The organism is Vicinamibacteria bacterium (genome assembly GCA_035570235.1).
Lineage (GTDB): Bacteria > Acidobacteriota > Vicinamibacteria > Fen-336 > Fen-336 > DATMML01.
In genome coordinates this window covers 53,770-76,440 of record DATMML010000097.1, presented here as the reverse complement: position 1 = coordinate 76,440, position 22,671 = coordinate 53,770, and the positions used below count along the sequence as shown (strand labels likewise).

23 protein-coding genes and 5 tRNA genes are annotated in these 22,671 nt (G+C 70.5%); all 28 read right to left on the bottom strand.

Annotated features, from left to right (window positions below; all coding sequences use genetic code 11):
* Window positions 1-133: GTP-binding protein (locus VN461_18550; protein ID HXB56770.1), on the bottom strand; the 133-nt coding region annotated here is incomplete at its 3' end.
* Between the two features lie 77 nt (window positions 134-210).
* Window positions 211-286, bottom strand: a tRNA-Thr gene (locus VN461_18545).
* A gap of 80 nt (window positions 287-366) precedes the next feature.
* A tRNA-Gly gene (locus VN461_18540) sits at window positions 367-442 on the bottom strand.
* A 45-nt stretch (window positions 443-487) separates the two neighbouring features.
* Window positions 488-574: transfer RNA gene (locus VN461_18535), tRNA-Tyr, on the bottom strand.
* A gap of 93 nt (window positions 575-667) precedes the next feature.
* A tRNA-Thr gene (locus VN461_18530) sits at window positions 668-742 on the bottom strand.
* Window positions 743-841: 99 nt separating this feature from the next.
* Window positions 842-2,080: a 23S rRNA (guanosine(2251)-2'-O)-methyltransferase RlmB gene (rlmB, locus tag VN461_18525; protein HXB56769.1), complete on the bottom strand. Its 1,239-nt coding sequence runs from the start codon at window positions 2,078-2,080 to the stop codon at window positions 842-844.
* Window positions 2,077-2,439 carry a hypothetical protein gene (locus VN461_18520; protein ID HXB56768.1) on the bottom strand — a complete coding sequence of 121 codons (363 nt, stop codon included), beginning with the start codon at window positions 2,437-2,439 and terminating at the stop codon, window positions 2,077-2,079. Before VN461_18520 ends, rlmB begins: the two co-directional genes overlap by 4 nt.
* The gene (gene ispF / locus VN461_18515) at window positions 2,436-2,921 is read right to left on the bottom strand and encodes a 2-C-methyl-D-erythritol 2,4-cyclodiphosphate synthase (protein ID HXB56767.1); all 486 of its coding nucleotides are present in this window, start codon (window positions 2,919-2,921) and stop codon (window positions 2,436-2,438) included. Before ispF ends, VN461_18520 begins: the two co-directional genes overlap by 4 nt.
* A complete protein-coding gene (gene ispD, locus VN461_18510) occupies window positions 2,918-3,607 on the bottom strand; it encodes a 2-C-methyl-D-erythritol 4-phosphate cytidylyltransferase (GenBank protein HXB56766.1) in 690 nt (229 codons plus the stop codon). The genes ispF and ispD overlap by 4 nt, the downstream gene beginning before the upstream one ends.
* Before the next feature lie 50 nt (window positions 3,608-3,657).
* Window positions 3,658-4,701, bottom strand: a complete 1,044-nt coding sequence (gene rmuC, locus VN461_18505; GenBank protein HXB56765.1) for a DNA recombination protein RmuC — start codon at window positions 4,699-4,701, stop codon at window positions 3,658-3,660.
* Window positions 4,702-4,768: 67 nt separating this feature from the next.
* Window positions 4,769-5,647: an NAD(P)-dependent oxidoreductase gene (locus tag VN461_18500; protein ID HXB56764.1), complete on the bottom strand. Its 879-nt coding sequence runs from the start codon at window positions 5,645-5,647 to the stop codon at window positions 4,769-4,771.
* Window positions 5,648-5,731: 84 nt separating this feature from the next.
* Complete coding sequence (locus tag VN461_18495; GenBank protein ID HXB56763.1) at window positions 5,732-8,737, bottom strand: ATP-dependent DNA helicase; 3,006 nt, start codon at window positions 8,735-8,737, stop codon at window positions 5,732-5,734.
* Between the two features lies 1 nt (window position 8,738).
* On the bottom strand, window positions 8,739-9,419 hold the full coding sequence (locus VN461_18490) for a phenylalanine--tRNA ligase beta subunit-related protein (GenBank protein ID HXB56762.1): 681 nt from the start codon (window positions 9,417-9,419) through the stop codon (window positions 8,739-8,741).
* A gap of 129 nt (window positions 9,420-9,548) precedes the next feature.
* Complete coding sequence (dacB, locus tag VN461_18485) at window positions 9,549-11,000, bottom strand: D-alanyl-D-alanine carboxypeptidase/D-alanyl-D-alanine-endopeptidase (protein HXB56761.1); 1,452 nt, start codon at window positions 10,998-11,000, stop codon at window positions 9,549-9,551.
* A gap of 4 nt (window positions 11,001-11,004) precedes the next feature.
* The gene (locus tag VN461_18480) at window positions 11,005-11,694 is read right to left on the bottom strand and encodes a lysophospholipid acyltransferase family protein (GenBank protein ID HXB56760.1); all 690 of its coding nucleotides are present in this window, start codon (window positions 11,692-11,694) and stop codon (window positions 11,005-11,007) included.
* A 15-nt stretch (window positions 11,695-11,709) separates the two neighbouring features.
* Window positions 11,710-12,900, bottom strand: coding sequence for a PIN domain-containing protein (locus VN461_18475; protein HXB56759.1), 1,191 nt, complete (start codon window positions 12,898-12,900; stop codon window positions 11,710-11,712).
* 126 nt (window positions 12,901-13,026) lie between these two features.
* Entirely contained in the window at window positions 13,027-14,412 is a 1,386-nt protein-coding gene (gene radA / locus VN461_18470) for a DNA repair protein RadA (GenBank protein HXB56758.1), read from the bottom strand.
* Between the two features lie 61 nt (window positions 14,413-14,473).
* Window positions 14,474-15,637, bottom strand: coding sequence for an alanine racemase (gene alr / locus VN461_18465; GenBank protein HXB56757.1), 1,164 nt, complete (start codon window positions 15,635-15,637; stop codon window positions 14,474-14,476).
* 88 nt (window positions 15,638-15,725) lie between these two features.
* Window positions 15,726-17,516 carry a replicative DNA helicase gene (gene dnaB / locus VN461_18460; GenBank protein HXB56756.1) on the bottom strand — a complete coding sequence of 597 codons (1,791 nt, stop codon included), beginning with the start codon at window positions 17,514-17,516 and terminating at the stop codon, window positions 15,726-15,728.
* A 14-nt stretch (window positions 17,517-17,530) separates the two neighbouring features.
* Window positions 17,531-17,977: a 50S ribosomal protein L9 gene (gene rplI / locus VN461_18455; protein ID HXB56755.1), complete on the bottom strand. Its 447-nt coding sequence runs from the start codon at window positions 17,975-17,977 to the stop codon at window positions 17,531-17,533.
* Between the two features lie 41 nt (window positions 17,978-18,018).
* Entirely contained in the window at window positions 18,019-18,966 is a 948-nt protein-coding gene (locus VN461_18450) for a DUF2232 domain-containing protein (GenBank protein ID HXB56754.1), read from the bottom strand.
* 21 nt (window positions 18,967-18,987) lie between these two features.
* Window positions 18,988-19,314: a 30S ribosomal protein S18 gene (rpsR, locus tag VN461_18445; GenBank protein HXB56753.1), complete on the bottom strand. Its 327-nt coding sequence runs from the start codon at window positions 19,312-19,314 to the stop codon at window positions 18,988-18,990.
* Complete coding sequence (rpsF, locus tag VN461_18440) at window positions 19,311-19,718, bottom strand: 30S ribosomal protein S6 (protein ID HXB56752.1); 408 nt, start codon at window positions 19,716-19,718, stop codon at window positions 19,311-19,313. Before rpsF ends, rpsR begins: the two co-directional genes overlap by 4 nt.
* Window positions 19,719-19,868: 150 nt before the next feature.
* Window positions 19,869-20,435: an aminoacyl-tRNA hydrolase gene (gene pth / locus VN461_18435; GenBank protein HXB56751.1), complete on the bottom strand. Its 567-nt coding sequence runs from the start codon at window positions 20,433-20,435 to the stop codon at window positions 19,869-19,871.
* A 7-nt stretch (window positions 20,436-20,442) separates the two neighbouring features.
* Window positions 20,443-21,189 carry a 50S ribosomal protein L25 gene (locus tag VN461_18430; GenBank protein HXB56750.1) on the bottom strand — a complete coding sequence of 249 codons (747 nt, stop codon included), beginning with the start codon at window positions 21,187-21,189 and terminating at the stop codon, window positions 20,443-20,445.
* Window positions 21,190-21,219: 30 nt separating this feature from the next.
* Window positions 21,220-22,161 (bottom strand): ribose-phosphate pyrophosphokinase, encoded by a 942-nt coding sequence (locus VN461_18425; protein ID HXB56749.1) that lies wholly within the window; start codon window positions 22,159-22,161, stop codon window positions 21,220-21,222.
* A gap of 76 nt (window positions 22,162-22,237) precedes the next feature.
* Window positions 22,238-22,312, bottom strand: a tRNA-Gln gene (locus VN461_18420).
* A gap of 14 nt (window positions 22,313-22,326) precedes the next feature.
* Window positions 22,327-22,668 carry a septation regulator SpoVG gene (spoVG, locus tag VN461_18415; protein ID HXB56748.1) on the bottom strand — a complete coding sequence of 114 codons (342 nt, stop codon included), beginning with the start codon at window positions 22,666-22,668 and terminating at the stop codon, window positions 22,327-22,329.
* Between the last annotated feature and the right edge of the window lie 3 nt (window positions 22,669-22,671).

Genomic DNA, 22,671 nt, shown 5'->3' with positions numbered 1-22,671 from the left:
ACTGTACCCGCGGGTTCAGGGCCGACAACACCTTCGTGATCGCCGCCGTCAACGACGTCTTCCCGTGGTCCACGTGCCCAATCGTCCCCACGTTCACGTGCGGCTTCGACCTGTCAAACTTCTCCTTGGACATGCTGTTCCCTCGGTCTTCTCTCTATCGCGGCCGGGATCCCCACGCTTCGCTCGGGGGCGCAAGGCCCGCGCCGCTGGTGGAGCCCACGACCAGGATTGAACTGGTGACCTCGTCCTTACCAAGGACGCGCTCTACCGACTGAGCTACGTGGGCGTCGTCCTTCCTCGAACTGGTGAACCCTCGACCCCGTCCCCCGGAACCCCCCGCCCGTCCCCCTCGACCCCCACCGCCGGTGGAGCGGGCGACGGGATTCGAACCCGCGACATCCAGCTTGGAAGGCTGGAGCTCTACCAGCTGAGCTACACCCGCCTCGACGACGCCCGGCGTCCTTCTCGAGCCGACCACCACGACGGATGGTGGGGAGGGAAGGATTCGAACCTTCGTAGCCCTAGGGGCGTCAGATTTACAGTCTGATGCGTTTGACCGCTTCGCTACCTCCCCTTTTCGTCCCGAACCCTCGCCCAGGCTCGAGGGCCGCTGGCTCTTGGGGCTCACCATCCTCCACGCGGACGGCTCTCCAGCAGCTCCAGCGGCTGGAGCTGGCGGAGGGAATTGAACCCCCGACCCGCTGATTACAAATCAGCCGCTCTACCGCTGAGCTACGCCAGCGACAAACCCCAACTTTACCAAACGAGTCCAGCTGATGCAAGCAGAATGCCGGGGCCGCCCGCCGCGGGTGGAAGCGCAGAGGCCTCCCGGGGCCGGCCCTCACCGCCGGCGCCGACGCCGCCGGCGGCGGCGGCCGCTTCCCCCCCCGCCGGGGGCCGTGTTCCCGGGACCGGGCGGGCCCTGCGGACCCGGCCCGGGTGGCCCCCCCGTGGGACCAGGACCCGGCCCCGCCGGCCGGGGGGCACCGGGGGGACCCGGGCGGCCCCGGCGGTGGTGCCCCCCCCGCCTTCCCCCCGGGGGCGGCGGGCCGCCGGCGCCCGTCCGCACCGCGCGGTCGGGTGGGCGACGCCCCTGGGGCCGGCCCCGCCGGAAGCCGACCGGCTTCAGCATCGTCGGCCCGGCCCAGGCCGCCTCCTCGTGCAGCTCCACGACCCCCCCGCGGTCCTCTTCGCTCGACTCCTCGCCCTCGCCCTCCCCATCTTCGTCCGCTTGTGCCGGCTTCAGGCCGTAGCCGAGGGCGCCGGGGTCGTGCTCGGCGTCCTCCGGCCCCGGACCCACGATCTGGGCGAGGGCGGAGGGGGGTCGGATCGGTATGGGGCGAACGTGGCTCGGCACCGAGCCCCGTTGCCTGATCACTTCGTAGAGCGCGATGCCCGCGGCCACGCTCACGTTGAGGGACGAGACGTGGCCGAAGAGGGGCAGACCCACGAGGTGATCGCAGTGCTCCCGCACGAGCCGCCGCATGCCCTTGCCTTCTCCCCCCAGCACGAGGGCAATGGGCCGGCGGAAATCCACGCTGTCCCAGCGCTCCGTGCCCGCAGCGTCGAAGCCCACCACCCAGATCCCGCGTTCCTTGAGGCTCAAGAGGGCCTGAACGACGTTGCCAATCCGGGCCACCCGCACGTGCTCCAGGGCCCCGGCCGAGGCCCGGTTCACGGTCTCCGATAGGCCGGCGCTGTGGCGCTCGGGGAGAAGCACGCCGTCCGCGCCCGCTGCTTCCGCGGTGCGGAGGATCGCACCCAGGTTCCGGGGGTCCTCGACGCCGTCGAGCACGACCAGGAGGGCGGGATCCCGCACCGCCTGCAGCAGGCTGGGCAGATCGACCGAGGGCTTGGCGGAGACAACGGCGATCAGCCCCTGGTGGGGGACGCCGGGCGCCAGGCGGTCCAGGGTCTCCCGGGTCTCGAAGCGCAAGGGGATCGCCATCTGGCTAGCCCGGCCGATGGCCTCGGAGACTCGGCGGCTGCGCAGACCCTTGACCACGAGCAGACGATCGAAGTGCCGGGTGCCCGCGCTCAGGGCCTCGAGAACAGGGTTGATGCCACAAATGAGGTTCATGGGTTATGGGTCAGAGAGTTCTGTCCGGTGACGGGGTCCGCGTTTAGGCTGTTGCCGAAACCGGCCCGGGGATAGAGGTTCCGGGGAGGGGCCTTCAGGCCACCGTCGCTGCCCCCCCGGGGCTCGAAGGGGCCGAGGCCCAGAAGCCCGCCCCCGACGGTGATCCGCTGGGCGGTCGGGGAGGGCGCGGCCAGGATCTTGGGGATGAGCCCGTCCACCACCTCGTTCATAACAATAAGGAGCGGCCGCTGCTCCTTGGGCAGCGCCGAGAGTTTGCCCTCTTTTCCGGTCGACGCCCCCGCGCTCGAGGCGGCCGAGAAAGCCAGAAGCGCCACTGCCACGCGAACGCGCACGGTCAAGCGCCCTTCCGGAGAAGCACGGTGGCCTGGGCCGCGACGCCCTCCTCCCGGCCCAGGGCGCCGAGGCCATCCGTGCTCTTGGCCTTGACGGAGACCCCCTCCAGGCCGATGCCGAGGCAGCGGCTGAGCGCCTGCCGCATCGCCTCCGTATGGGGGGCGAGGGCGGGGGCCTGGGCGATGACGGTGACGTCCACGTTCTCGATCCGGTAGCCGCGCTCCCCGACTAGGCGCGCGACCTCCTTGAGAAAGATCAGGCTCGAAGCCCCCTTCCAACGGCGATCGCTGCTCGGGAAGTGCCGGCCCATGTCCCCCGCCGCCGCCGCGCCCAGAAGCGCGTCGCACAGGGCATGGATGAGGCAGTCGCCGTCGGAGTGCCCCTCGAGGCCGCGGTCGTGCTCCACGTGCACGCCGCCCAGGACCAACGGCCGGCCCCGCGTCAATCGATGGGCGTCGAAGCCGTTGCCCACCCGGTAGTCGCTCACGCTCGGGCCCCCGCCTGCGCGATGACGCCCTCGGCCCAGAGCATGTCTTCGGGGGTCGTGATCTTGCGGTTCAAAGCCGACCCCGCCACCGTGGCCACCGCCAACCCCAGGCGCTCCACCGCCATGGCCTCATCGGTCAGGGTGACCCGGTCCCGGAATGCCTCCGCGTAGGCGCGGGTGAGCAGGGCGAAGCGGAAGCCCTGGGGCGTCTGGGCGGCCCCCAGCTCGGATCGGTCCAGGGTCTCAACCACCCGCCCGCCGCGGATCCGCTTCATCGTGTCCACCATCCCGAGCACGGGCAGGGCGGCTCCGCTCTCCTCCGCCGCCCTCGCCACCGCGTCGATCAAGGGCACGTCCACGAAGGGGCGGGCGGCGTCGTGGATCAGCACCACGCCGTCGAAGCCGTCGGGCGCCTGCTTCATCCCCTGGAGCACCGAGTCCTGGCGCCGGGCGCCGCCCCCCACCACCGCGCGCAGCTTGCGGAGGGCCCGGAGCAGGTCCCGCGCCGTCTCGACCTCGCTCTCGGGCACCACGGCCACGAGGGCGCCCACCGAAGGCGCGGCTTCGAAGGCGAGGGCGGCTTTCAGGAGCAGCGGCTGCCCGCCCAAGCGTCGGAAGGCCTTGGGGCCGCCGGCCCCCAAGCGCTCCCCGCGCCCGGCAGCCACCAGGATAGCGAGGGCTTCCATAAGTGGCGCCTCTCCCCGGAGAGAGGTGCAACTCTCAGCGTATCCGCTCCTTAAGTGACGGTCAAACTCCCGGAGGGGGCGTCGACGGCAGGGAGGACGGCCAGGCTCTCGGGCTCGGTCGTGCGGAGAAGGCGCGCGCACGTGCGCTGGGCCTCGCCCACGTGGTCCCGCAGCGCCTCGCGGGCGTTCTCCACCTGGACGAGGCCCCGGGAGAGCCGCCCCTCCACTTCCTCGTCGATCCTCCGGAGAGACTCGTCGAGGGCCCGCAGCCGCGCCGAGAGCTGATCGGTGTCCACCACCGATCCGAAGCGAAGGGTGAGTCGATAGAGGGCGAGCACGTAAGGGAGGGCGAGCGAGTAGGGCACGACGAGCACACCCTCACGATAGCCATCGCCGTGGGCCTCGGGCGCGGCCGCGTAAACGGCGTCGGGGACGGCCAGGAGCGCGAGGGACAGGGTGCGCTCGGGGTCCAGGTACTTGCCCATCTCGCGGATGCGGCCGCGCACGTCCCGGGCCACCTGCTCGCCGAGCCTTCGACGCTCCTGGGGATCGTCGGCCTCCGCCAGCCGCTCCAGGCTGGCCGCGCTCGTCCACTTGCTGTCGATGGGAAGGAATCGGCCGCCCGGCAGCCTGAGCGCATACTCCACGACCTTGCTGCCGAAGGCCACGTTGCAGGCGAGCAAGTCGGGGGGAAGGTTGGCGAAGGCGCGGGCCAGGATGTTCTCGCCCGCGGCCCCCCGGGAGCCGGAGCCGGCCACCACCGCTTCCAGGCGCCGGAGGCTCTCCGCCGCCTCGTCCATCTGCCGCGCTCGCCCCTGCTCCAAGGCCTTCACCTCGGCCAGGGCGCGATGCGCCTGGCCGATCTCACCGCGGATTCCCTGGGTCGCGTCCGCGATCTCGCGCAGAGAGGCTTCCCGCCCGCGGTGCATCTCGCTCTTGAGCTCCTCCTGGGCGCGGCCCACGCGAACGAGCTCGCTCTGGAGCTGGGCCAGGCTCCGGGCCACGGCGTCGAGGGCGGGCGCGGTCCGCGGCTCGCGCCGGGCGAGAAGCACGGCCACGGCCACGATCGCGACGGCCAGGAGCGCGAACCCCAAGAGTTCCATCACGGGGACAGGATGGCACACCCGGGTGCCGGGAGGGGTCCAGCCGGAAACGGAAAGCTCAGTCTCCGGCCGCCCTCTCCAGGGCCTTGACGACCGCCCCGATGTCCTCCTGCCCATAACCCTGGGCGCGGGCGGCCTGGAAGACCTCCCGGATGGCGGCCAAGCCGGGGAGGGGCAGGCGCTGGGAGGCGGCCTCGGCCAGCATCAGGGTCTGGTCCTTGACCAGGAGATCTATCGAGAAATGAGTGTCGAAGTCGCGCCGGGCGATGGCGCCGCCCTTGAAGGCGTAGTAGGGGGAGGAGTAGCCAGAGGCCATCACAACCTCGATCAGGGTCTCGATCGAGACCCCGGCCTTGCGGGCGAGGAGGATGCCCTCGCACAAGCCCTCGAGCATGAAGGAGATAAGGGTGTTGCCAATGAGCTTGACCACCGAGGCTTGACCGGTCTCGCCGCAGTAGATGGCCTTGCTGCCCATGGCCATCATCACCGGCATCAGCTCCTCGTGCACCTCCCGGCGGCCCCCCGTCATGAAGAGCAGCGTTCCCTTCTCCGCACCCAGCTTGGACCCTGTGACCGGGGCCTCCAGGGCATCGGCTCCCCGTGCGCGGAGCGCCTCCGCCACCCGCCGGGACAGCTCCGGGGAGATGGTCGAGGTCTCGAGGTAGCGGAAGCCGGGACGCGCCGCGCCGAGCACCCCGTCTTCCGCGAACACCACCCTCTCCACCGCCGCGGGGTCGGCCACGCACGCGACCACCACCTCCGAGTGCTCGGCCAGATCGCGGGGACTCCGGGCCACCCGGGCTCCCGCCTTGGCCAGGGGCTCGCACCGCTCGGGAGTCCGGCTCCACACCGAGAGGGGCAAGCCCTTGTCCAGCAGGCATCGGGCCATGCGGCTGCCCATGAGTCCGAGCCCGGCAAAACCAATCCGCTTCTCCATCACTCCACCCTCAAGCTGTCCGTGCGCTTCTTCCTCAACGGGGATGGACGGGGTTCGCAAGCCGCCCCCTTCCCTGGCGCGATGCTAAGCCAACTCGGGGGTCGCCGTCGACGGGTCGTGCTCGGCCTCGGGCCCGCGCGCGGTGTGGGGGCAGATCTCCCGGAAGGGACACTGCCCGCAAGCCATGTAGGACGGCCGGGCAGGGAAAGCGTTCTCCCGGATGAGCGCGGCCGAAGCCCGGATCCGGGCTTCGGTCGCGGCCGCCTCCTCCCGGGTCGGCGTCTTCCCTCCCCGCTGGCCCGATTCCAGGAAGCGCAGCTCCACCCTCTCGGGGAGACGACCGGTCGTCCGGAGGTGGGCGAGCGCGTAGATGTCGAGCTGGAGGCTCTCCCGGGCCCGCTCCTGGGCCTTCTCTTGGTCGCCCACGGCCCCCGTCTTGAAGTCCAGGATCGTGATCCCCTTGGCCCCCTCCACCACCAGGTCGTAGCGGCCCGCCACCTTGGCCCAGAAAGGGGCCCCGCCCTCGGGTTCGAGGTAGAAGGCAAAGTCTTTCTCCACCCCCGTGGGATGCAGGGGGTCGGCGGCCTCCTCCGCATGGAAGCGGCGCAGCATCTCCTCGCCCGCCCGCAGGCTCCGCTCCTCGTGCTCGCGGGAGAGAAAGCCCTCGGAGACCCAGACCCGCCGGAAGGCCTCCACGAGCGCGTCGGCGGAGAAGGGCCGGCCCTCCACCCGCGCCCGGAAGTGCTCCTGCACCGCCTTGTGGACGGCGCTGCCGAAGAGCACGCGGTGGTGGGCGAGCACGGGCACCCGCAGCCGGTGGATGTATCGGTACTTGAGCGGGCAGGTCTCGTAGTCATCGATCTGACGGAAGGAGAGGCGGAGCACCTCATCCTCGCGGGGCGCCGCGCCCGGGTCGGGGGTCGCTTCCGGGGCCCTCTGGTGACGGGCCAGGGCCTCCGTAGCCCGGGTCCGACGGGGCGCGGGCGCGGGCGAAGGGAGGTCGAGCGCTTCCACCAGGAAGCGCGAGCGCTTGCGCGGACGCGACGTGCCGTAGTCGGCGGCGGAGGTGATGACGAGCTCGTCCTTGGCCCGGGTCATGGCCACGTAGAACAGGCGCCGCTCCTCCTGCAGGTGGGGGTCTCCCCCGGCCAGAGTCTCCTTGACCAGCGCCCCCGGCAACTCCAGCGGCCCCGGCCGGGGCCTCAGGGGGAACCGCCACTCCGCGCAGCCAACCAGGAACACGACCGGGAACTCCAGCCCCTTGGCCTTGTGCACGGTGAGGACGTGGACGGCGTCCTCGTCGGGATCGGCCTCCGCCACCGCGGGGTCGTCCCCCGCCTCGCGCAGGAGGTCCAGGTGGGCCACGAAGTTGGGGACGCGGTCGTGCTCGGCCAGATCGGCGTAGGCCTTCACCCCCTCGAAGAAGCGGGCGATGTTGCGGACCCGGGTCTCCCCCTCCGCCGTGGCCTCGCGGGAGAGGCGGGCGAGCAGGCCGGAGGATTGCAAGAAGCGGTAGAGCACCTCCCCCGTACGAAGGTTCGGCACGTCACCGGCCGCGCGCCCCAGGTCTTCGAGAACCCGGCCCGCGGCCTGCCGCGCCTCCTCGCCCACGCCCAGGAGGTCCTCGTTTGCGGGCAGGCCCCGCAGGACCTCGAGGAGGGGCCGGCTCTTCTTGGTGGCGTAGCGGTTCAGGCGGAGGAGGTCGACGGGGGGGAGGGCGTACAGCTCAGAGGCGGCCAGATAGAAGAGGGAGACCGAGTCCTCAGGATTGGCCAGGGCCCGGAGGAAGCAGACGAGAAGCCGCACCTCCTCCCGCGCGTAGAGGCCCCGGCTGCCGCTGAAGCGATGGGGGATGGCCCTGAGGTTGAGGGCGGGCAGGAAGGGGTCGGCGTCGCCGTTGCTGCGCACGAGCAGGGCGATGTCGCGGGGCCGCCGCCCCTCCTCCAGAAACTCCGCCACCATCGCCGCCACCCCGTCCGCCTCCGCGGAGACGGTATCGAAGTGCCGATGCCGCACGGGCCGCCCCGCGCTGCGCTCCGCGCGTAGGCGCTTGTCGATCCCCGCCACGACCTCTAGGCGGTAGGGGTTGTTGTAGGCGATGAGGCGGCCGGCCGCGTCCAGGATGGCCTGGGTCGACCGGTAGTTCTCGCGGAGGACCACCTGCCTCGCGCCCGGGAAGAGGGAGCGGAAGGCGAGCAGGTTGGCGGCGGCCGCGCCCCGCCAGCGGTATATGGCCTGGTCGTCGTCGCCCACAACCGTGATGTTGGGCGAGCCCTGGCCGGCGAGCAGCCGGATCAGCTCGAGCTGGGCGTGGTTGGTGTCTTGGAACTCGTCCACCAGCACGTAGCGAAAGCGGCCGCGCAGCTTCGCGAGGAGGGCGGGGCGCTCGCGCAGGAGGGCCAGGGTGCGGTGGATCTGGTCGCCGAAGTCCACCAGCCCGGCCTCGGCCATCAGGGCCTGACAGGCCTGGTAGAAGGCGGCCAGCTCAAGGTGGCGATCGGCCTCGTCCCCGCCCTCCTCGGTGGTAGCCGTGGCCGCCTCCTTCTCTGCCCACGCCGCGTACTCGGCCGGAGACACGTCCTCGTCCTTCGCCCGGCTCACCAGGGTCAGGAGCGCGGACAGGTGCCGGGTGGGCTCGCCCAGGGGCAAGAAGCGCTTCAAGGGCAGGCGCCAGAGCCGCTCGCGCAGGAAGATGATCTGCTCGGGCCGGGTCAGCACGCGGAACTCCGGGTTCAACCCCGCCTCCAGCGCCCCCTCCCGCAGGACGTGGTCGCCGAAGGCGTGGAAGGTGGAGATCCAGGTCTCCGCGTAGCCGTAGGGGATGAGCTGGTCGACACGCTCCGCCATCTCCAGGGCCGCCTTCTCGGTGAAGGTCAGGGCCAGGATCTCCTCGGGGCGGGCCCGTTTGCTGGCGATGAGGTAGGCGATGCGACGGGTGAGGACGGTGGTCTTGCCCGTGCCCGCGCCGGCGACGATGAGGAGCGGCCCTTCCCCGTGGCCCACCGCCTCCCGCTGGGCGGCGGACAGACCGGCCAGGATGGGCTCCTCGGCGGACAGCACGGCGGCCGCGGTCTCGAGCGCTCCCGCCACGCTAGCCCGGGGGCAGGATCCGCGGGGCGGCGGGCGCGCCCCCGCAGAAGCGGTGGAGGGCGTCGCGGGTGCCGTCAAGGGCGGCGGTGAGGCGGGCCCCGCTGTAGGCGGCGGGCGCGTACACGGTGACGAGCGCGTTGCGGGTGGCCAGGGTAATCATGGTGCGAGCCGAGTCGGAGGTGGGGTTCCCGAAGGGTCCCTGCGCGTCCACCAGGACCGGCCGCCCTTCCACGTTCACCGCCCCCTTGCGAATGCCCTCGTAAACCTCGCCGGCCGCACCGCGGCGCAGGCGCACGGGAGGCCGGATCTGGTCCAGGTCGTAGAGGCCGAAGGGGAGCTGGTAGCGCAGGGAGCAGAGGTTCATGGCGTCGACCAGGGTGTTGATCCGGAAGAGGCCCTCCCCCTTGAGGGCGCGCCGCAGAAGAGCTTCGTTCGAAGGGCGGGTCTTGGTGGGATCGAGGCCGAGCGCCTTGTAGAGCGCGCGGGCGTCGCCCGCACCCGGGACCTCGCTGCTGGCCCCTCCCCCATATCGGGCCTTCAGCTCCGAGCAGTAGGCGTCGACCTCGGCGGCCAGCGCGGCGTCCGCGTCGTGGACGGCGACCCCGTGCAGGGTGAGGATGCCGAGTCGGACCCGTCCCTCGAGCTCGGCGTCGATCGTCAGGTCGAAGGGTATTCCTTCCATCCGCGGGCGTCTCCTGTGTCGCTCCCGAGTTCCGGGAGAGGGCGTACCCGGTCGAGGTCCTGGTCCTCCTCCGCCTCCCTAGCATCACACGAGGCGGGGCCGGGCGAGGTCCGATTGAGCCGGAGGAGGTTAGGGGCCGACGAGCCGGGCCGCTATCTCGTCGAGGGCCGCCATCGCCTCTCTGGGCTCGGGGTGGTGGTTGACCAGGAGGGCGAAGGCCAGCCGGTCGCCCCCGCTCGTGCTCGCGTAGCCGGCCAAGGCCTGGGCGAGGTGCAAGGTCCCTGTCTTGGCGGCAAGACGACCCTGGGCCGCCGTTCCCCTCATCCGGCTCTTCAGGGTCCCGTCGACGCCCGCTACCGCCAGCGATTCTCGAAAGGCCTGGGCGTAGGGATGGCGGTCCATGGCCACGAGGAGGCCGACGAGGCCATGGGGGCTGAGGACGTCGGACCGCGAGAGCCCGGAGCCGTCCTTGAGCTTCCAGGCGTCCGTCCGCACGCCCAGCCTCTCCAGAAAATCCTTTACCGCCTCCTGGCCGGCGGCGACCGTTCCCTCCCCCTTCACCCGCAGACCCAGGAGGCGCAACAGGATCTCCGCCCGCAGGTTGTGGCTCTCTTTGTTGACGACCTTCAGGATCTCCGCCAGGGGCGGGCTGTCGTGGGCGGCGAGGACGTGGAGGCCCTCCGGCAGGGGGCCGGAGAAGGTGTCGAGAGCGCCCATCACGCGGATCCCCTTGGCCTCCAGGATCTCCGCGAAGACCGTGGTCGCGTAGCGGGCGGGGTCCTCGAGGGCCACCCAGCCTTCCCAGGGCGGTCCGGCCAAGGGATGCGTCCCCGACATGCGGATGGTGTTTGTGCCGGGATCCCGGACGAGGGTGAGGTCGCTCTTGGTCCCCGCGGGGGAGGTGGTGGCGGTCGAGATCACGCGGTAGTACGCCGAGAGGGGGCTGCGCTCGAGAACCACGGGGTCCCCCGCGCGCTCACCGGCCGCCACCGTGATCTGGGCGCAGCCGTCGTTCAGGGAGAGGGCCGAGACCTCCGACCCGTACCACCATACGAGGTCCTCCCAACCCCAGTCCGCCCCCCGGCGGTCCCCCTTGAAGGCCCCCTCGTGACCCACGAGCCGCCCTTCGATCCGCCGCACTCCGGCCGCCCGCAGGCCCTCCGCCAACTCCTCGAAGGCGGCCGTCGGCCCCCCCGGGCTGAAGCGGCCGGAGAGGGCGGGATCGCCCCGCCCCACCAGATACACGTCACCCAGGATGCGGCCCCCGCCGTCGAGGCGCCCGACGGTCTCCACGGTCGTGCGCAGGCGGGCTTCGGGGCCGAAGGCGTCGAGGGCGGCCGCGGTCGTGACGAGCTTGAGGGTGGAGGCGGGCTGGAAATTCTTCTCGGCATTCCGCGCGTAGACGAGCTTCCCCGTCTTCAGGCTGCGCACCTCGATCCCCCAGAATGCGGGGGCGAGGGCGGGGCGGTCGAGGATGCGGTCGATCGCGGACGCGAGGGCGTCGGGCGCGGGGGCGGGGCTCACCCGCCCCCCCGAGAGAATGAGCGCGACCAGCGCGCTCGCCAGGCCGCCCCGCTTCATCGCCTCATGCCTCCCCGCCTCCCACGATCCGACGCACCTCCTCGGCCAGGGCCTCGGCATCCTGGGGCCGCCCGGCCAAGGGGATCGCGGGATGGATCGTCAGCTGGACCGTGCCCGGGCGCAGCGTCCGGATGCCGTGCGGCACCACCCGCTTCACGCCCAGGAGCGACACCGGAACCACGGGCACCTCCGCCTCCGCGGCCAGCACGAAGCTACCCCGCTTGAACGGGCGGACGCGGCCGTCGGGGCTGCGCGTTCCCTCGGGGAAGACGGCGACACTCGTGCCCCGGCGGATCCTTTCCGCGGCCGCCCCCAGGCTCTTGCGGGCCCGGAAGGCCTTGGCGCGATCGATCCCGATGTGGCCGCCCAGGTAGAGGGCCCAGCCGAGGATGGGGATGAAATAGAGCGAGCGCTTGTGGATGATGCGGAAGTCCACGGGCAGGTAGCCGAACAGGATGGGGATGTCGAGGGCGCTGCCGTGGTTGGCGGCATAGACCGCGGGACCGGGCGGGACGTTCTCGCTCCCCGCCACCTCCACCCGGACGCCCAGGGCCCTCAGGATGATCCGGGCCCAGGAGCGGGCCAGTCCGCGGCCGAGGCGGCCGCTGCGGTCGCAGAGACCGCCCACCACGGCGGCGGCGCCGAAGGCCAATGTGCAGAGGGCGATGATGGGGACCGCGAGAAGGGCCCTCACCGCCGCGGTCGCGGCTCAGTCGACCTTGCCCGCGGGGGCGTCACCCGCGGGGGCCGGCTCGGGGGAGGAGCGCGCCGGATCCACGGCCTGTCCCTCGGGGGCCGACGTTCCCGGCGCGCGTTCCGGGGGCGCGAACCGTTCGTCCCGCCGGTCGCCCCGATAGTCGCGCCCGTTGCGGGCCTCCCGCCGATCGGGAGATCGGAAGCGGCCGCTGTCCTCCCCTTGGGCGGGGGCCTCCGCCCAGCGGCAGAAGATCATCTTGCCCGGGGTGGTCTGCAGCACGCTCGTTACCGTGACCTCGATGGTCCGGCCCATGGCCTTCTTGGCCTGGTCCACCACCACCATGGTCCCGTCGTCCAGGTAGGCCACCCCCTGGCCGGCCTCTTTGCCTTCTTTAATGATGAAGACGCGCAGAACCTCGCCCGGCAGCACGACCGGCTTCAGGGAGTTGGCCAGCTCGTTGATGTTGAGCACGGCCACCCCGCGCAGCTGGGCCACCTTGTTCAGGTTGAAGTCGTTGGTCACGATCTTCCCGCTCATGCGACGGGCCAGCTCGATCAGCTTGAGGTCCACCTCCCGGATCTCCGGAAAGTCGGTCTCCACGATCTGCACCTGGACGTTCGACATCTTTTGGACCTTCTGCAGGATGTCCAGGCCCCGCCGGCCGCGGTTGCGCTTCAGGGAATCCGAGGAGTCGGCCACCTGCTGGAGCTCCCGGAGCACGAACTGGGGGACGACGAGGGTGCCTTCCAGGAAGCCGGTCTCACAGATGTCAGCGATACGACCGTCGATGATCACGGAGGTGTCGAGGACCTTGTATTGGTGGAGGCGAGAGGAGTCCTTGAAAGCGGCGATGATGCGGGCGGGCTCGAACCACTCCCCCTTGCGCCCCCCGATGACGATCCCCATGTAGACGAGGAACACGATGAGGAGGGCGTGGATGAAGTGCTCGGCTACCAGGTCCAGGCCCTCCATCGCCCCCCATACGAGCCGGGCTCCGAAGAGACCGGTCACCCCTCCCACCAAGGAGCCCACCAGGCGATGGGCGGGGACGTTGCGCAGCTTCACCTCGAGGGTGATGAGACCCACGGCCGCGATGAGTCCGAGGGTGACGCCGGCTAGGGGCTGGCCGGGGATGGGGGTGTAGAACCAACCGGCGTGGGCCAGGAGGGCCACCACGAACAGCCTAAAGAGGATGAGCCACATGGACGAACCTCTGGGGATCCCGTCCGAAAACCCCCGGAATGATAGACGCCGATCATATGAAGCGTCCCGATCGATGCCCATGATAGACCTTTGCCGCCCAGGACGAAACGGGTCGGCGCGGGGGGCTCACCCCCCGGGCTCGTCGAGGAGGCGCGACAGGGCCTGGGAGAGCGTCTCCACGCCCACGAGCTCGATCGAGTCCTCGCCGGGGGAGCTTCCCAGGGGAAGGTTGCGGGCGGGAAGGAGGCAACGCGTGAAACCCATCTGGGCCGCCTCGCGGATCCTCAGGTTGGCCTGGCCCGCGCTCCGCACTTCGCCGGCCAGGCCGACCTCGCCGAAGACCGCGGTGCGGGCGGGCAGGGGCCGGTTCCGAAAGGAGGAGGCCACCGCCGCCGCCACCCCCAGATCGGCCGCGGGCTCCCCCACTTCCAGGCCCCCCGCCACGCTCACGAACACGTCATCGCTCAGCAGTTCGAGCCCGACGCGCTTCTCGAGGACGGCCAGCAAGAGCGAGGTGCGGTTGGGGTCGATGCCCAGGGACATCCGGCGCGGGGTGCCGAAGGAGGTGGGCGAGACGAGGGCCTGGACCTCCACCAGCAAGGGCCGGGACCCCTCCATGGTCGCCACCACCGCCGAGCCCGGGGATCCCGCGAGGCGCTCGGCCAGGAAGAGGGCGGAGGGGTTGGCGACCGGCTGCAGGCCTGTTCCCGTCATCTCGAAGACGCCCATCTCCGAGACCGCGCCGAAGCGGTTCTTGACCGCCCGCACGATCCGGTGGTGCTGCCTCTTCTCCCCCTCGAAGTAGAGGACGGTGTCCACGATGTGTTCGAGGGATTTGGGCCCAGCGAGGCTGCCGTCCTTGGTCACATGGCCGATGAGGAAACTGGTGATTCCGCGCCCCTTGGCCAGGAAAAGGAGCTGGGTCGCCACCTCCCGCACCTGGCTGATGCTGCCGGGGGCGGAGGGAAACTTGGCGGAGTAGACGGTCTGTACCGAGTCCACGATCAGGAAGGCGGGCTTGAGCGCGTCCACCTCCTCCAGGATGCGCTCGAGGGCGGTCTCGCCCATCAGGAAGAGCCCGCTCCCCGCGATCCCCAGGCGCTCCCCCCTTAGCTTGATCTGACGCTCGGACTCCTCGCCGGAGACGTAGAGCACGGAGCCGTGGGAGCGGCCCAGCAGGTGGGCCACTTGAAGCAGGAGCGTGCTCTTGCCGATGCCGGGCTCGCCCCCGATGAGGACCAGAGAGCCGGGCACGAGCCCGCCCCCGAGCACGCGGTCGAACTCGTCGAGGCCGGAGGGGATGCGGTCGGCGTCGCTCCCGTCCACGGTCGCGTAGGGCTTGGGCCGCCCCGCGATCCCCGGGGAGGCCGGGCGGCCCTTGGCCGCGGGCGTGGTTTCCTGCCGCTCCTCCAGGAAGCTGTTCCACTCCCCGCACTCCGGGCAGCGCCCCAGCCACTTCGAGCTCTCGAAGCCGCAGGCCTGGCAGGCGAAGACGAGCCGGAGCTTCGTCAAGGACGCTCTCGAGCACGCGCGGGACGTTCTCCCCGCGGGCGATCCCTCGGCGCTTCCTGGGTCACAAGTAGGGCGAGTCCAGCTCCACCACGCGGCCGTCCTCCACATAGACGCGGGGCACGCGCCCCCCAACCGCGGTCAGGACCTGCCAGGCGGTCGTGCCCGCCCAGTCCGCCACGTCCCAGGCGGTGGGCGAGTCGCCGAACAGCACCGCCTCCTCCGAGTCTCCCACCTCGGGGTGATCGGTGAGGTCCACCATGGTCAGGTCCATGCACACGCTCCCGGCCACGGGCGCAGGGCGGCCCCGGACAGCCAAGTAGCCCCGCTCCCGCATGGCCTCCGTACGGGGGACCCCGTCCGCGTACCCGATGGGCAAGGTTCCGATCCGGGAGGCCCGCCCCGCGACCCACCGGCCCCCGTAGGACACCGGCGTCCCCGCCGGCACCTCGACCACCCGGGCCAGGGACGCCGATACCGTCATCACCGGCCTCACCATGAGCTCGGGCGCAATCGGCCGGGGGCGGAGGCCGAAGAGGAGCAGCCCGCAGCGGGCAACGGTGTGGGTGGGGCGGAGCTCGAGGAGGCCGGCGCTGTTCACGGCGTGGACCCACGGGGGGCGGATGCCGGCCGCGGCCAGGGCCTCGAGGGCGGCGTCGAAACGATCGAGCTGGGCCGCCGTGACCTCGGGGTCTTCGTCCGCGGATGCGAGGTGGGTCATGGCTCCTTCCACCTCGATGCGGCCGGAATCGGCGAGGCGCCGGGCGGCGGCCAGGAACCCGGCGTCGTCGAACCCGAGTCGGTTCATGCCGGTGTCGATCTTCACGTGGACGGGCAGCCGGCGCCCCGCGGTTTTGGCGACGGCCAGGATCTCCTCCAGATTCCCGGGGGTGGTGATGGCGGGGGTGAGGTTCTGCTCCACCACCATCGGCCCCTGGCCACGGCCGAAGGGCGAGAGGAGGACGATGGGCAGGCGCACGCCCGCGGCCCGGAGGACCGCGCCCTCCTCGGGATAAGCCACCGCGAGCATGGGCGGGCCAAGGGCCTCGAAGGCGCGGGCCATGGCCACCGCCCCGTGCCCGTAGGCGTCCGCCTTGACCACGGGCATGAGGGGGACCGAAGAGAAACCCGCCACCGCGCGGTAGTTCGCGCGCAGACGCTGAAGGTCCACCCGCGCCCACGCCGACCGCAGGCGAGAGAGCTGTGCTTCGGACGTCACCACCGGCACCGGGAACAGGGGCGCCGCGCGGGGGCGGGGGCGTCCCGCCCCCAGCGAGCGGGGGGACCCGAGGGGGGGCCGGGCCGCGAGGGCGGGCTCAGGAGGACGGCCGCCACTCGTAGTTCTCGAAGCGCGTGAACTCCTTGATGAAGGCCAGCTTCAGCGTCCCCGTGGGCCCGTTGCGCTGCTTGCCGATGATGATCTCGGCGATGCCCCGGTTCTCCTCCGAGGCCTTGTACTCTTCTTCGCGGTAAATGAACATCACGAGGTCGGCGTCCTGCTCGAGGGCTCCCGAGTTGTGACTCACGATGCCGTCCGCCAGCCAGGACTCCGGGCCGGGCACGGTGAGATCGAAGACCTCCACCTCGCCCGCGGGCCGGACCGAGAGCACCCGGTCCCACCACGGGCCGCGGAGCGCGGGCGGGAGGCCCGACGCCTTCGGCCGCGGTGGGGTCTCGGGCGCAATGGCGAGGCGGTCACCGGGCACCAGGCTCCCCACGCGCACCCAACCCCGGGCCCCGAAGAGGCGGTGGCGGGCCGTGGCCTGGACCCTGCGCCCGCTGGCCAGCTCCACGTCAAAGACCGGGCGCCGGCCCACCCTCCAGATCTTGTCGCTCCGGGCGCGGACGACCCCCTCCCCCTCCAGGGCCAGGACCTCGGGGGTCGTTCCCACCAGGTCGCGGATGCGCTCGCGCGAGCCGTCGGCCATGAGCACGAGCGTCTCGCCCCGCACGCATTCCCGCAGGTCCGAGAGCTGGGGACGCCGGTCGGTGCGAGCCTCGGGGGCGCGGGAGAGCTGGGAGAGGGCCAAAACCGGAACCGACAACTCCTTGGCCAGGCCCTTCAAGGACCGGCTGATGGAGGAGATCTCCTGCTGCCGGTTCTCGGCCCGGCCGGGGCCGGAGACGAGCTGCAGGTAATCGACCACGATCAGCCCTAAGCCGTGCTCCGCCTTCAGGCGGCGGGCCTTAGCCCGCATCTCCAGAGGGGTCAGGCTGGCGGAGTCGTCGATGAAGATCCGGGACTCGGAGAGGTCGGCGTAGGCCTTGGCCAGTCGCGCCCAGTCCTTCTCCTGGAGCTTGCCCGTGCGCAGGCGGTGCGCGTCCACCCGCGCGTCGGCGCAGAGCATGCGGAGCACGAGCTGCTCCTTGGACATCTCCAGCGAGAAGAGCCCGACCGTCTCCCCCGCCCGCATGGAAGCGTGCTGGGCGATGTTCAGGCAGAACGAGGTCTTGCCCATGGCCGGGCGGGCGGCCACGATGATCAGGTCCCCTTTCTGGAGTCCGCTCGTCCTCTCGTCCAGGTCCACGAAGCCCGTGGCCAGGCCGCTGATGAGCTCCTTGGACTGGGAGAGCTGGTCGATGGTGCGGAAGCTCTCCTTGACGATCTCCCGGATGCCCACGAAACCCTGGCGGATACGCCGCTCCGCGATGTCGAAGATCGACTTCTCGGCCCGGTCCAGGATGAGCGCCGCCTCGTCCTCGGCCTCGTAGCAGGACTGAACGATGCGGTTGCTGGCGTGGATCAGGTTCCGGAGAACCGCCTTCTCCTTGATGATCCGGCTCCACTGCTCGACGTTGGTGATGCGGGGGACGCCGTCCATGAGGCTGCCCAGATAGGCGGCCCCCCCCACCGCCTCCAGGGCGGCCCCCCGCACCAGCTCGTCCTTGAGGGTGACGAGGTCGATGGGCTGGCTGCGCTCGGTGAGGGCGGCCATGGCGTCGAAGATCCGGCGGTGAGCCTCCCGGTAGAAATCCTCCCGGGTGAGGAGCTCGGCCGCGGAGTTGAAGGCCGCGTTGTCCACGAGGACCGCCCCGAGAACGGTCCTCTCCGCCTCGGGGTTGTGGGGTAGCGCCCTCCCGTCCGTGGGAACGACCTCGGTGGCCAAGTCCTTCTGCCCGGCTATCCTTCCTTCGTCACCAGGACCTTCAAGCCCGCAATCACCTCGGGATGGAGCTTGATGCGCACGTCGTGCTCGCCCAGGACCTTGATGGGCTCGTCGAGCAGCACCTTTCGCTTGTCGATCTCGATGCCTTTGGCCTTCAGGAACTCGCCGATGTCGCCCGAGGTCACGGAGCCGTAGAGCGCGTCATTCTCGCCCACCTTGCGGGGGGCGATGAAGCGCAAGGAACCGATGCGGGCGGCCACGGACTCGCACTGCGCCTTCTCCTTGGCCTGGCGGGCCTCGTGGGCCTTGCGCTCCTTGGCGATCATGGCCTGGTTGGCTTCCGTCACGGCCATGGCCAGGCCGCGGGGCAGAAGGAAGTTCCGGCCGTACCCCTCCGCAACCTTCACCACCTGCCCCCGCTGGCCCAGCTTCTCCACGTCTTGCCTCAGGATCACTTCCATGGCTTCTCCCTCGAAGGAATGCCCTCCACCCGGACCGTCGATCAGGCCCCGGTGGCGGGGGGCTCCGCCCACTTGCGAAAATCGATCCAGATGTCGAAGAGACCCAACAGGGCCAGGATCTGGGAGGCCCAGGGGTTCGCGAGCACGAGGATCACCACCGCCACCCGCAGGAGGGGCGGACCCGCGAGCCGACGCGAATAGAAGGCCACCACGGCCAGGCCCTCGAGGGCGAAGAAGAAGGCCAGGACGAGCAGCACGTTGTAGGCCGCCGGACGCAGGAGGGGAAGCGCCACCGAGGCCCCGGAGACCACGAAGGCCACGGCCAGGCCCAGCGGCCACCGGATCCCCTCGAACTCGTCCCCATCCAGCCAGCCGGGGTCGCGTCGGGCCAAGTAGAAGCGAAGGAGGGCCGCGTTGGCCAAGACCACGAAGGCCCCCAGGATGATGTAGAAGGCGGGATAGACGACGGCCATCGCGTCGTGCAGGGTCGTCACCTGTTCCGTCCACTCCGCCAGCCTCTCCGGGGTCAAGTCCTTAACGAAGGCGGTCGAGCGCAGCTGCTCCAGCGGCTCCAAGGCGTGCGCCTCCATCCATCCGCTCGCGAAGATGAGGACGGCCGAGATCTCCAGGCTCAGGAGGGCGAAGGCCCAGCCGCAGCCCCGCACCATTCCGCGGCCCCGGGCCATGGCCTCGCCCATGAGCAGGCCGGGAGCGGCCAGAAAACAGCAGAAGACCCCGGCCTGGCTGGGAGAGAAGACGAAGGCCACGACCGAGGCCGCGCCCAGGGTGGCGAGCAGGGCGCCGCCCAGTCCCCCGCGCAGGCGCTGCACGATGAGGGGGAAGGCGGAAACGAAGGCGAGGGGAGAGAGGTAAGGCGAGAACAGGGACACCGAGTAGAGCAGGGCGGCGGAGACGCCCGCCGCCCAGAGGCCGACCGGCCGCGGGTCGCCCCTCTCCGCCAGCGCCGACAGGCGTTCCGGCTCGCTCATCTGCGCCTCGACCACCCCCGCCTACTCCGCGGCGAAGGGCAAGAGGGCGATGTTGCGGGCCCGCTTGATGGCGAGGGTGAGCTTCCGCTGGTGCTCCGCGCAGGTCCCGAACATCCGGCGGGGTAGGATCTTCCCCCTTTCGGGGACGAAGGACGACAGCAGCTTGACGTCCTTGTAGTCCACGTAGTCGATCTTGTCCGCGCAGAACTTGCAGACCTTGCGGCGACGAAAGAAGTACCGCTTGCCCGCGTCCTTGGCGGCCGCGCCCCCGCGACCGCCCCTGTCCCCCGCGGGCTTCGCCCCCCCGCGGCCGCCCCCGCCCCGAAATCCGCCTCCCGAGAAGCTCACAGTGGCACCTCACCCTCCACGGGGGCCGCCGCTGGGCGTTCCGTGGTCCGCCCCCTCCTCTTCTCGTCTCCCGCTGCCCGTCGGGCCCGGCGTCGCTCCGCCTTGCGCAGCTCCTCGTCGACGCGCACGGTCATGAACTTGACCACACCGTCCGTCACTCGGATGCGTCGCTCGACTTCCTTGATCAGGCTCGCCTGGCCCTCCGTCACGATGAGCACGTAGGAGCCCTCGCGGTGCCGGCCGATGACGTAGGCCAGGCGCTTCTTCCCCCACTTCTCGACCTTCTGGATGCGCCCCCCCTCCTTCTCGATGTAGCCCTGGATGAGGGCGGTCAGGGTATCCACCTCCGGCTCTCCGAGGTTGGGGTCGGCAATGAACAGGATCTCGTAAACACGGTCGCTCACGGTATTCTTGATCCTCCTTTTGGATCGTCCGCACAGCCCCTTTCGAGCTCGACGAGCCCTACCGGGAGCAAGGAGTGCGCGGCTTCTGCCGCGCGTGGTTCGCTCTACGTCTCCGCCATTGTAAGGCTTCCCGGGCTTCTTGTCTTGCCCTCACGCCTTGCGGGGGCCGTTGAAGCGGTTCATGGCCGCCACCACGCCCTCCCGGATCACGCATTCCGCCGCGTCCGCGGCCCAGCCGACCGCCTCCTGCACGACCAGCACGTCGTCCGGGGGGAAGTCCGACAGCACATAATCGGCCAGGTCCGGCGGCAACTCGCCCTTCTTGATCCCCACCCGCACCCGGGCGAACTCGTCGGTCCCCAGAACGTCGATGAGGGAGCGGAGGCCGTTGTGGCCACCGTGGCTCCCCCGCTCCCGAACGCGGAGCACCCCTAGGTCCAGGGCGGCGTCGTCCACGACCACCACCAGGTCCTGGGGGCCAGCGTCCCGGGAGGCGAGGAGGGCGTTCACCGGTTCCCCGCTCCGGTTCATGAAGGAGAGGGGCTTGACGAGCAACACCCCCTCGTCTCCCAGCTCGGCCTCCACCACCCACGCCCCCTGCTCCTCGCGGCCGCGGGGCCCGCGGCCGCGGGCGGCGAGGGCGTCCACGGCCATGAAGCCCACGTTGTGCCGCGTGCGCCGGTAGCGCTCTCCGGGATTGCCGAGACCGACGACCAGCCGCAGTCTACTTCTTCTCCTTCTTCTCGGCCTTTTCCTTCTTGTCCGGCCTCTCCTTCTTCTCGCCCTTGTCCGGCTTCTCCTCCGTGACCTCGCCCTCCGCCGCCGGCTTGCCCTTCTTGATGACCTCCGGCTCCGCGGTCGCGGCCTCCGCCTCCGCCACCGCTGCCTCCGCCACCGCCGTCGGAGCCTCCTCCGCCCGCGGCGCCACCACGTGCGCGATCACGAGCTCGGGATCGGTCCGGACCTTGATCTTGTCGGAGAGCTTGAGCTCCGAGACCCGCACGTGCTTGCCCAGCTCGAGGTGGGACACATCCACCTCGATCTTCTCCGGGATGTCCGCGGGCAGGCACTCGATCTCCAGCTCGCGGGTCACGAAATCCACGATTCCGCCCTGGGCCTTGACCCCCACCGGCACGCCCTGGAGCTCCACGTGGACCTTGACCGCCAGGACCTGGTCCAGGGCCACTTCGTAGAAGTCGGCGTGCAGGAGGCGGCCCTTAACGGGCTCGCGCTGGAACTCCTTGAGGATGACCTTGCGGCGCTTGCCCTCCAGGTCCAGCTCGAAGAGGGTGTTCTCGCCCTTGGCGCTGCGCAGGATGGACCCGATCTCCTTGGGGGAGACGGCCACGGGCACCGCCTTCTTGCTCGGCGCGTAGAGCACGCCGGGCATGAGGCCCCGGGTGCGCAGGCGCCGGTTGGCGTTCTTTCCGGTATCGGTGCGGCTCTCGGCCGCGACCACAATCTCAGGCATGGCTTTCGAACTCCTTGGCAGATATGAGGGCTAGACGAATAGGCTCGTGACCGAGGTCTCCTCGTGGATGTTCTTGATGGCCTTCCCCAGCAGCTCGGCCACGGAGAGGACCACGATCTTCTCCGAACGGCGCTTCTCCAGGGAGACGGGGATGGAGTCGGTAACGATGAGCTTGGAGAGGGGGCTCCGCTCGATCTTCTCCATGGCGTTGCCGGAGAGGACCGCGTGGGAGGAGGACGCGAGCACCTCGCTCGCCCCCGCTTCCTTGATGGCCTCCGCCACCTTGGCCAGAGTCCCCGCCGTATCCACGATGTCGTCCACGATGAGGGCCGTGCGTCCCTCCACGTCCCCGATCACGTGGTGGATCTCGGCCACGTTGGGAGTCTCGCGCCGCTTGTCAACGATGGCCAGGGCGGCCTCCAGCCTCTTGGCGTAGGCCCGGGCCCGCTCCACTCCTCCCGCGTCGGGCGAGACCACGGTCAGCCGGGGCAGCTTGAGCCGGGAAACGTAGTCCATGATCACGGGGGCGGCGAAGAGGTGATCCACGGGCACGTCGAAGAAGCCCTGGATCTGGGAAGCGTGCAGGTCCATGGTCAGGATGCGGTCGGTGCCGGCGGTGGAGATCAGGTCCGCCACGAGCTTGGCGGAGATGGGCACCCGGGGCTTGTCCTTGCGGTCCTGGCGAGCGTAGCCGTAGTAGGGGATCACCGCCGTCAAGCGGGAGGCGCTCGAGCGTTTGAAGGCATCGAGCATGACCAAAAGCTCCATCAGGTTCTCGTTCACGGGGGGGGCGGTGGGTTGAACCACGAAGACGTCCGCCCCCCGCACGTTGTCCTGGATCTGGAACCAGACCTCGCCGTCGCTGAATCGTGAAAGGTGGGCGCGGCCCAGAGGGATCCCCAGCGAGCGGGCGATGCCCTCGCCCAGCCGGGGGTGAGCGCTTCCCGTGAATACCTTCAGCTCTTGGCTCATGCCATCCGCTCGATCGTTCATGCGCTACCCGTGCCCCTCGGCCCTGGGCATGCTGCTCCTCGCCGCGGGCCCGGGTTGGCTGGGGCGGAAGGATTCGAACCTTCGAATACGGGGTCCAAAGCCCCGCGCCTTACCACTTGGCCACGCCCCAGTAGGGGTACTGCTCTACGCTTGAGAGGCGTCCCGCGTCGAAGTCTGGTCGGAGCCGGGAGGGGTCTCGCCGCCCGGAGACCCCCCGGGCGCGGCGGGGGCCGCGGCCACCTGCTGCTTGTAGACCGAGAGGACCTTCTCCTCGAGGTACTGCCGCATCTGGTTGTTCAGCGGATGGGCGATGTCCTTGAACGTGCCGTCCTTCCGCTTCTTGCTCGGCATGGACACGAACAGGCCCTTAGGACCATGGATGATCTTGATATCGGTGACGACGAAGCACGCGTCGAAGACAATCGATACGAAAGCCTTGAGCTTCTCATCATCCACGGGGATGACCTTGACGTCCGTGATCTCCATGAT

What these genes read in the sequence shown, in the direction of transcription:
- rlmB (HXB56769.1), bottom strand. Translation starts at nt 2,080, where the DNA reads ATGAACCTCATTTGTGGCATCAACCCTGTTCTCGAGGCCCTGAGCGCG.
- ispD (HXB56766.1), bottom strand. Translation starts at nt 3,607, where the DNA reads ATGGAAGCCCTCGCTATCCTGGTGGCTGCCGGGCGCGGGGAGCGCTTG.
- VN461_18500 (HXB56764.1), bottom strand. Translation starts at nt 5,647, where the DNA reads ATGGAGAAGCGGATTGGTTTTGCCGGGCTCGGACTCATGGGCAGCCGC.
- VN461_18490 (HXB56762.1), bottom strand. Translation starts at nt 9,419, where the DNA reads ATGGAAGGAATACCCTTCGACCTGACGATCGACGCCGAGCTCGAGGGA.
- dacB (HXB56761.1), bottom strand. Translation starts at nt 11,000, where the DNA reads ATGAAGCGGGGCGGCCTGGCGAGCGCGCTGGTCGCGCTCATTCTCTCG.
- VN461_18475 (HXB56759.1), bottom strand. Translation starts at nt 12,900, where the DNA reads ATGTGGCTCATCCTCTTTAGGCTGTTCGTGGTGGCCCTCCTGGCCCAC.
- rplI (HXB56755.1), bottom strand. Translation starts at nt 17,977, where the DNA reads ATGGAAGTGATCCTGAGGCAAGACGTGGAGAAGCTGGGCCAGCGGGGG.
- VN461_18450 (HXB56754.1), bottom strand. Translation starts at nt 18,966, where the DNA reads ATGAGCGAGCCGGAACGCCTGTCGGCGCTGGCGGAGAGGGGCGACCCG.
- VN461_18430 (HXB56750.1), bottom strand. Translation starts at nt 21,189, where the DNA reads ATGCCTGAGATTGTGGTCGCGGCCGAGAGCCGCACCGATACCGGAAAG.
- VN461_18425 (HXB56749.1), bottom strand. Translation starts at nt 22,161, where the DNA reads ATGAGCCAAGAGCTGAAGGTATTCACGGGAAGCGCTCACCCCCGGCTG.
- spoVG (HXB56748.1), bottom strand. Translation starts at nt 22,668, where the DNA reads ATGGAGATCACGGACGTCAAGGTCATCCCCGTGGATGATGAGAAGCTC.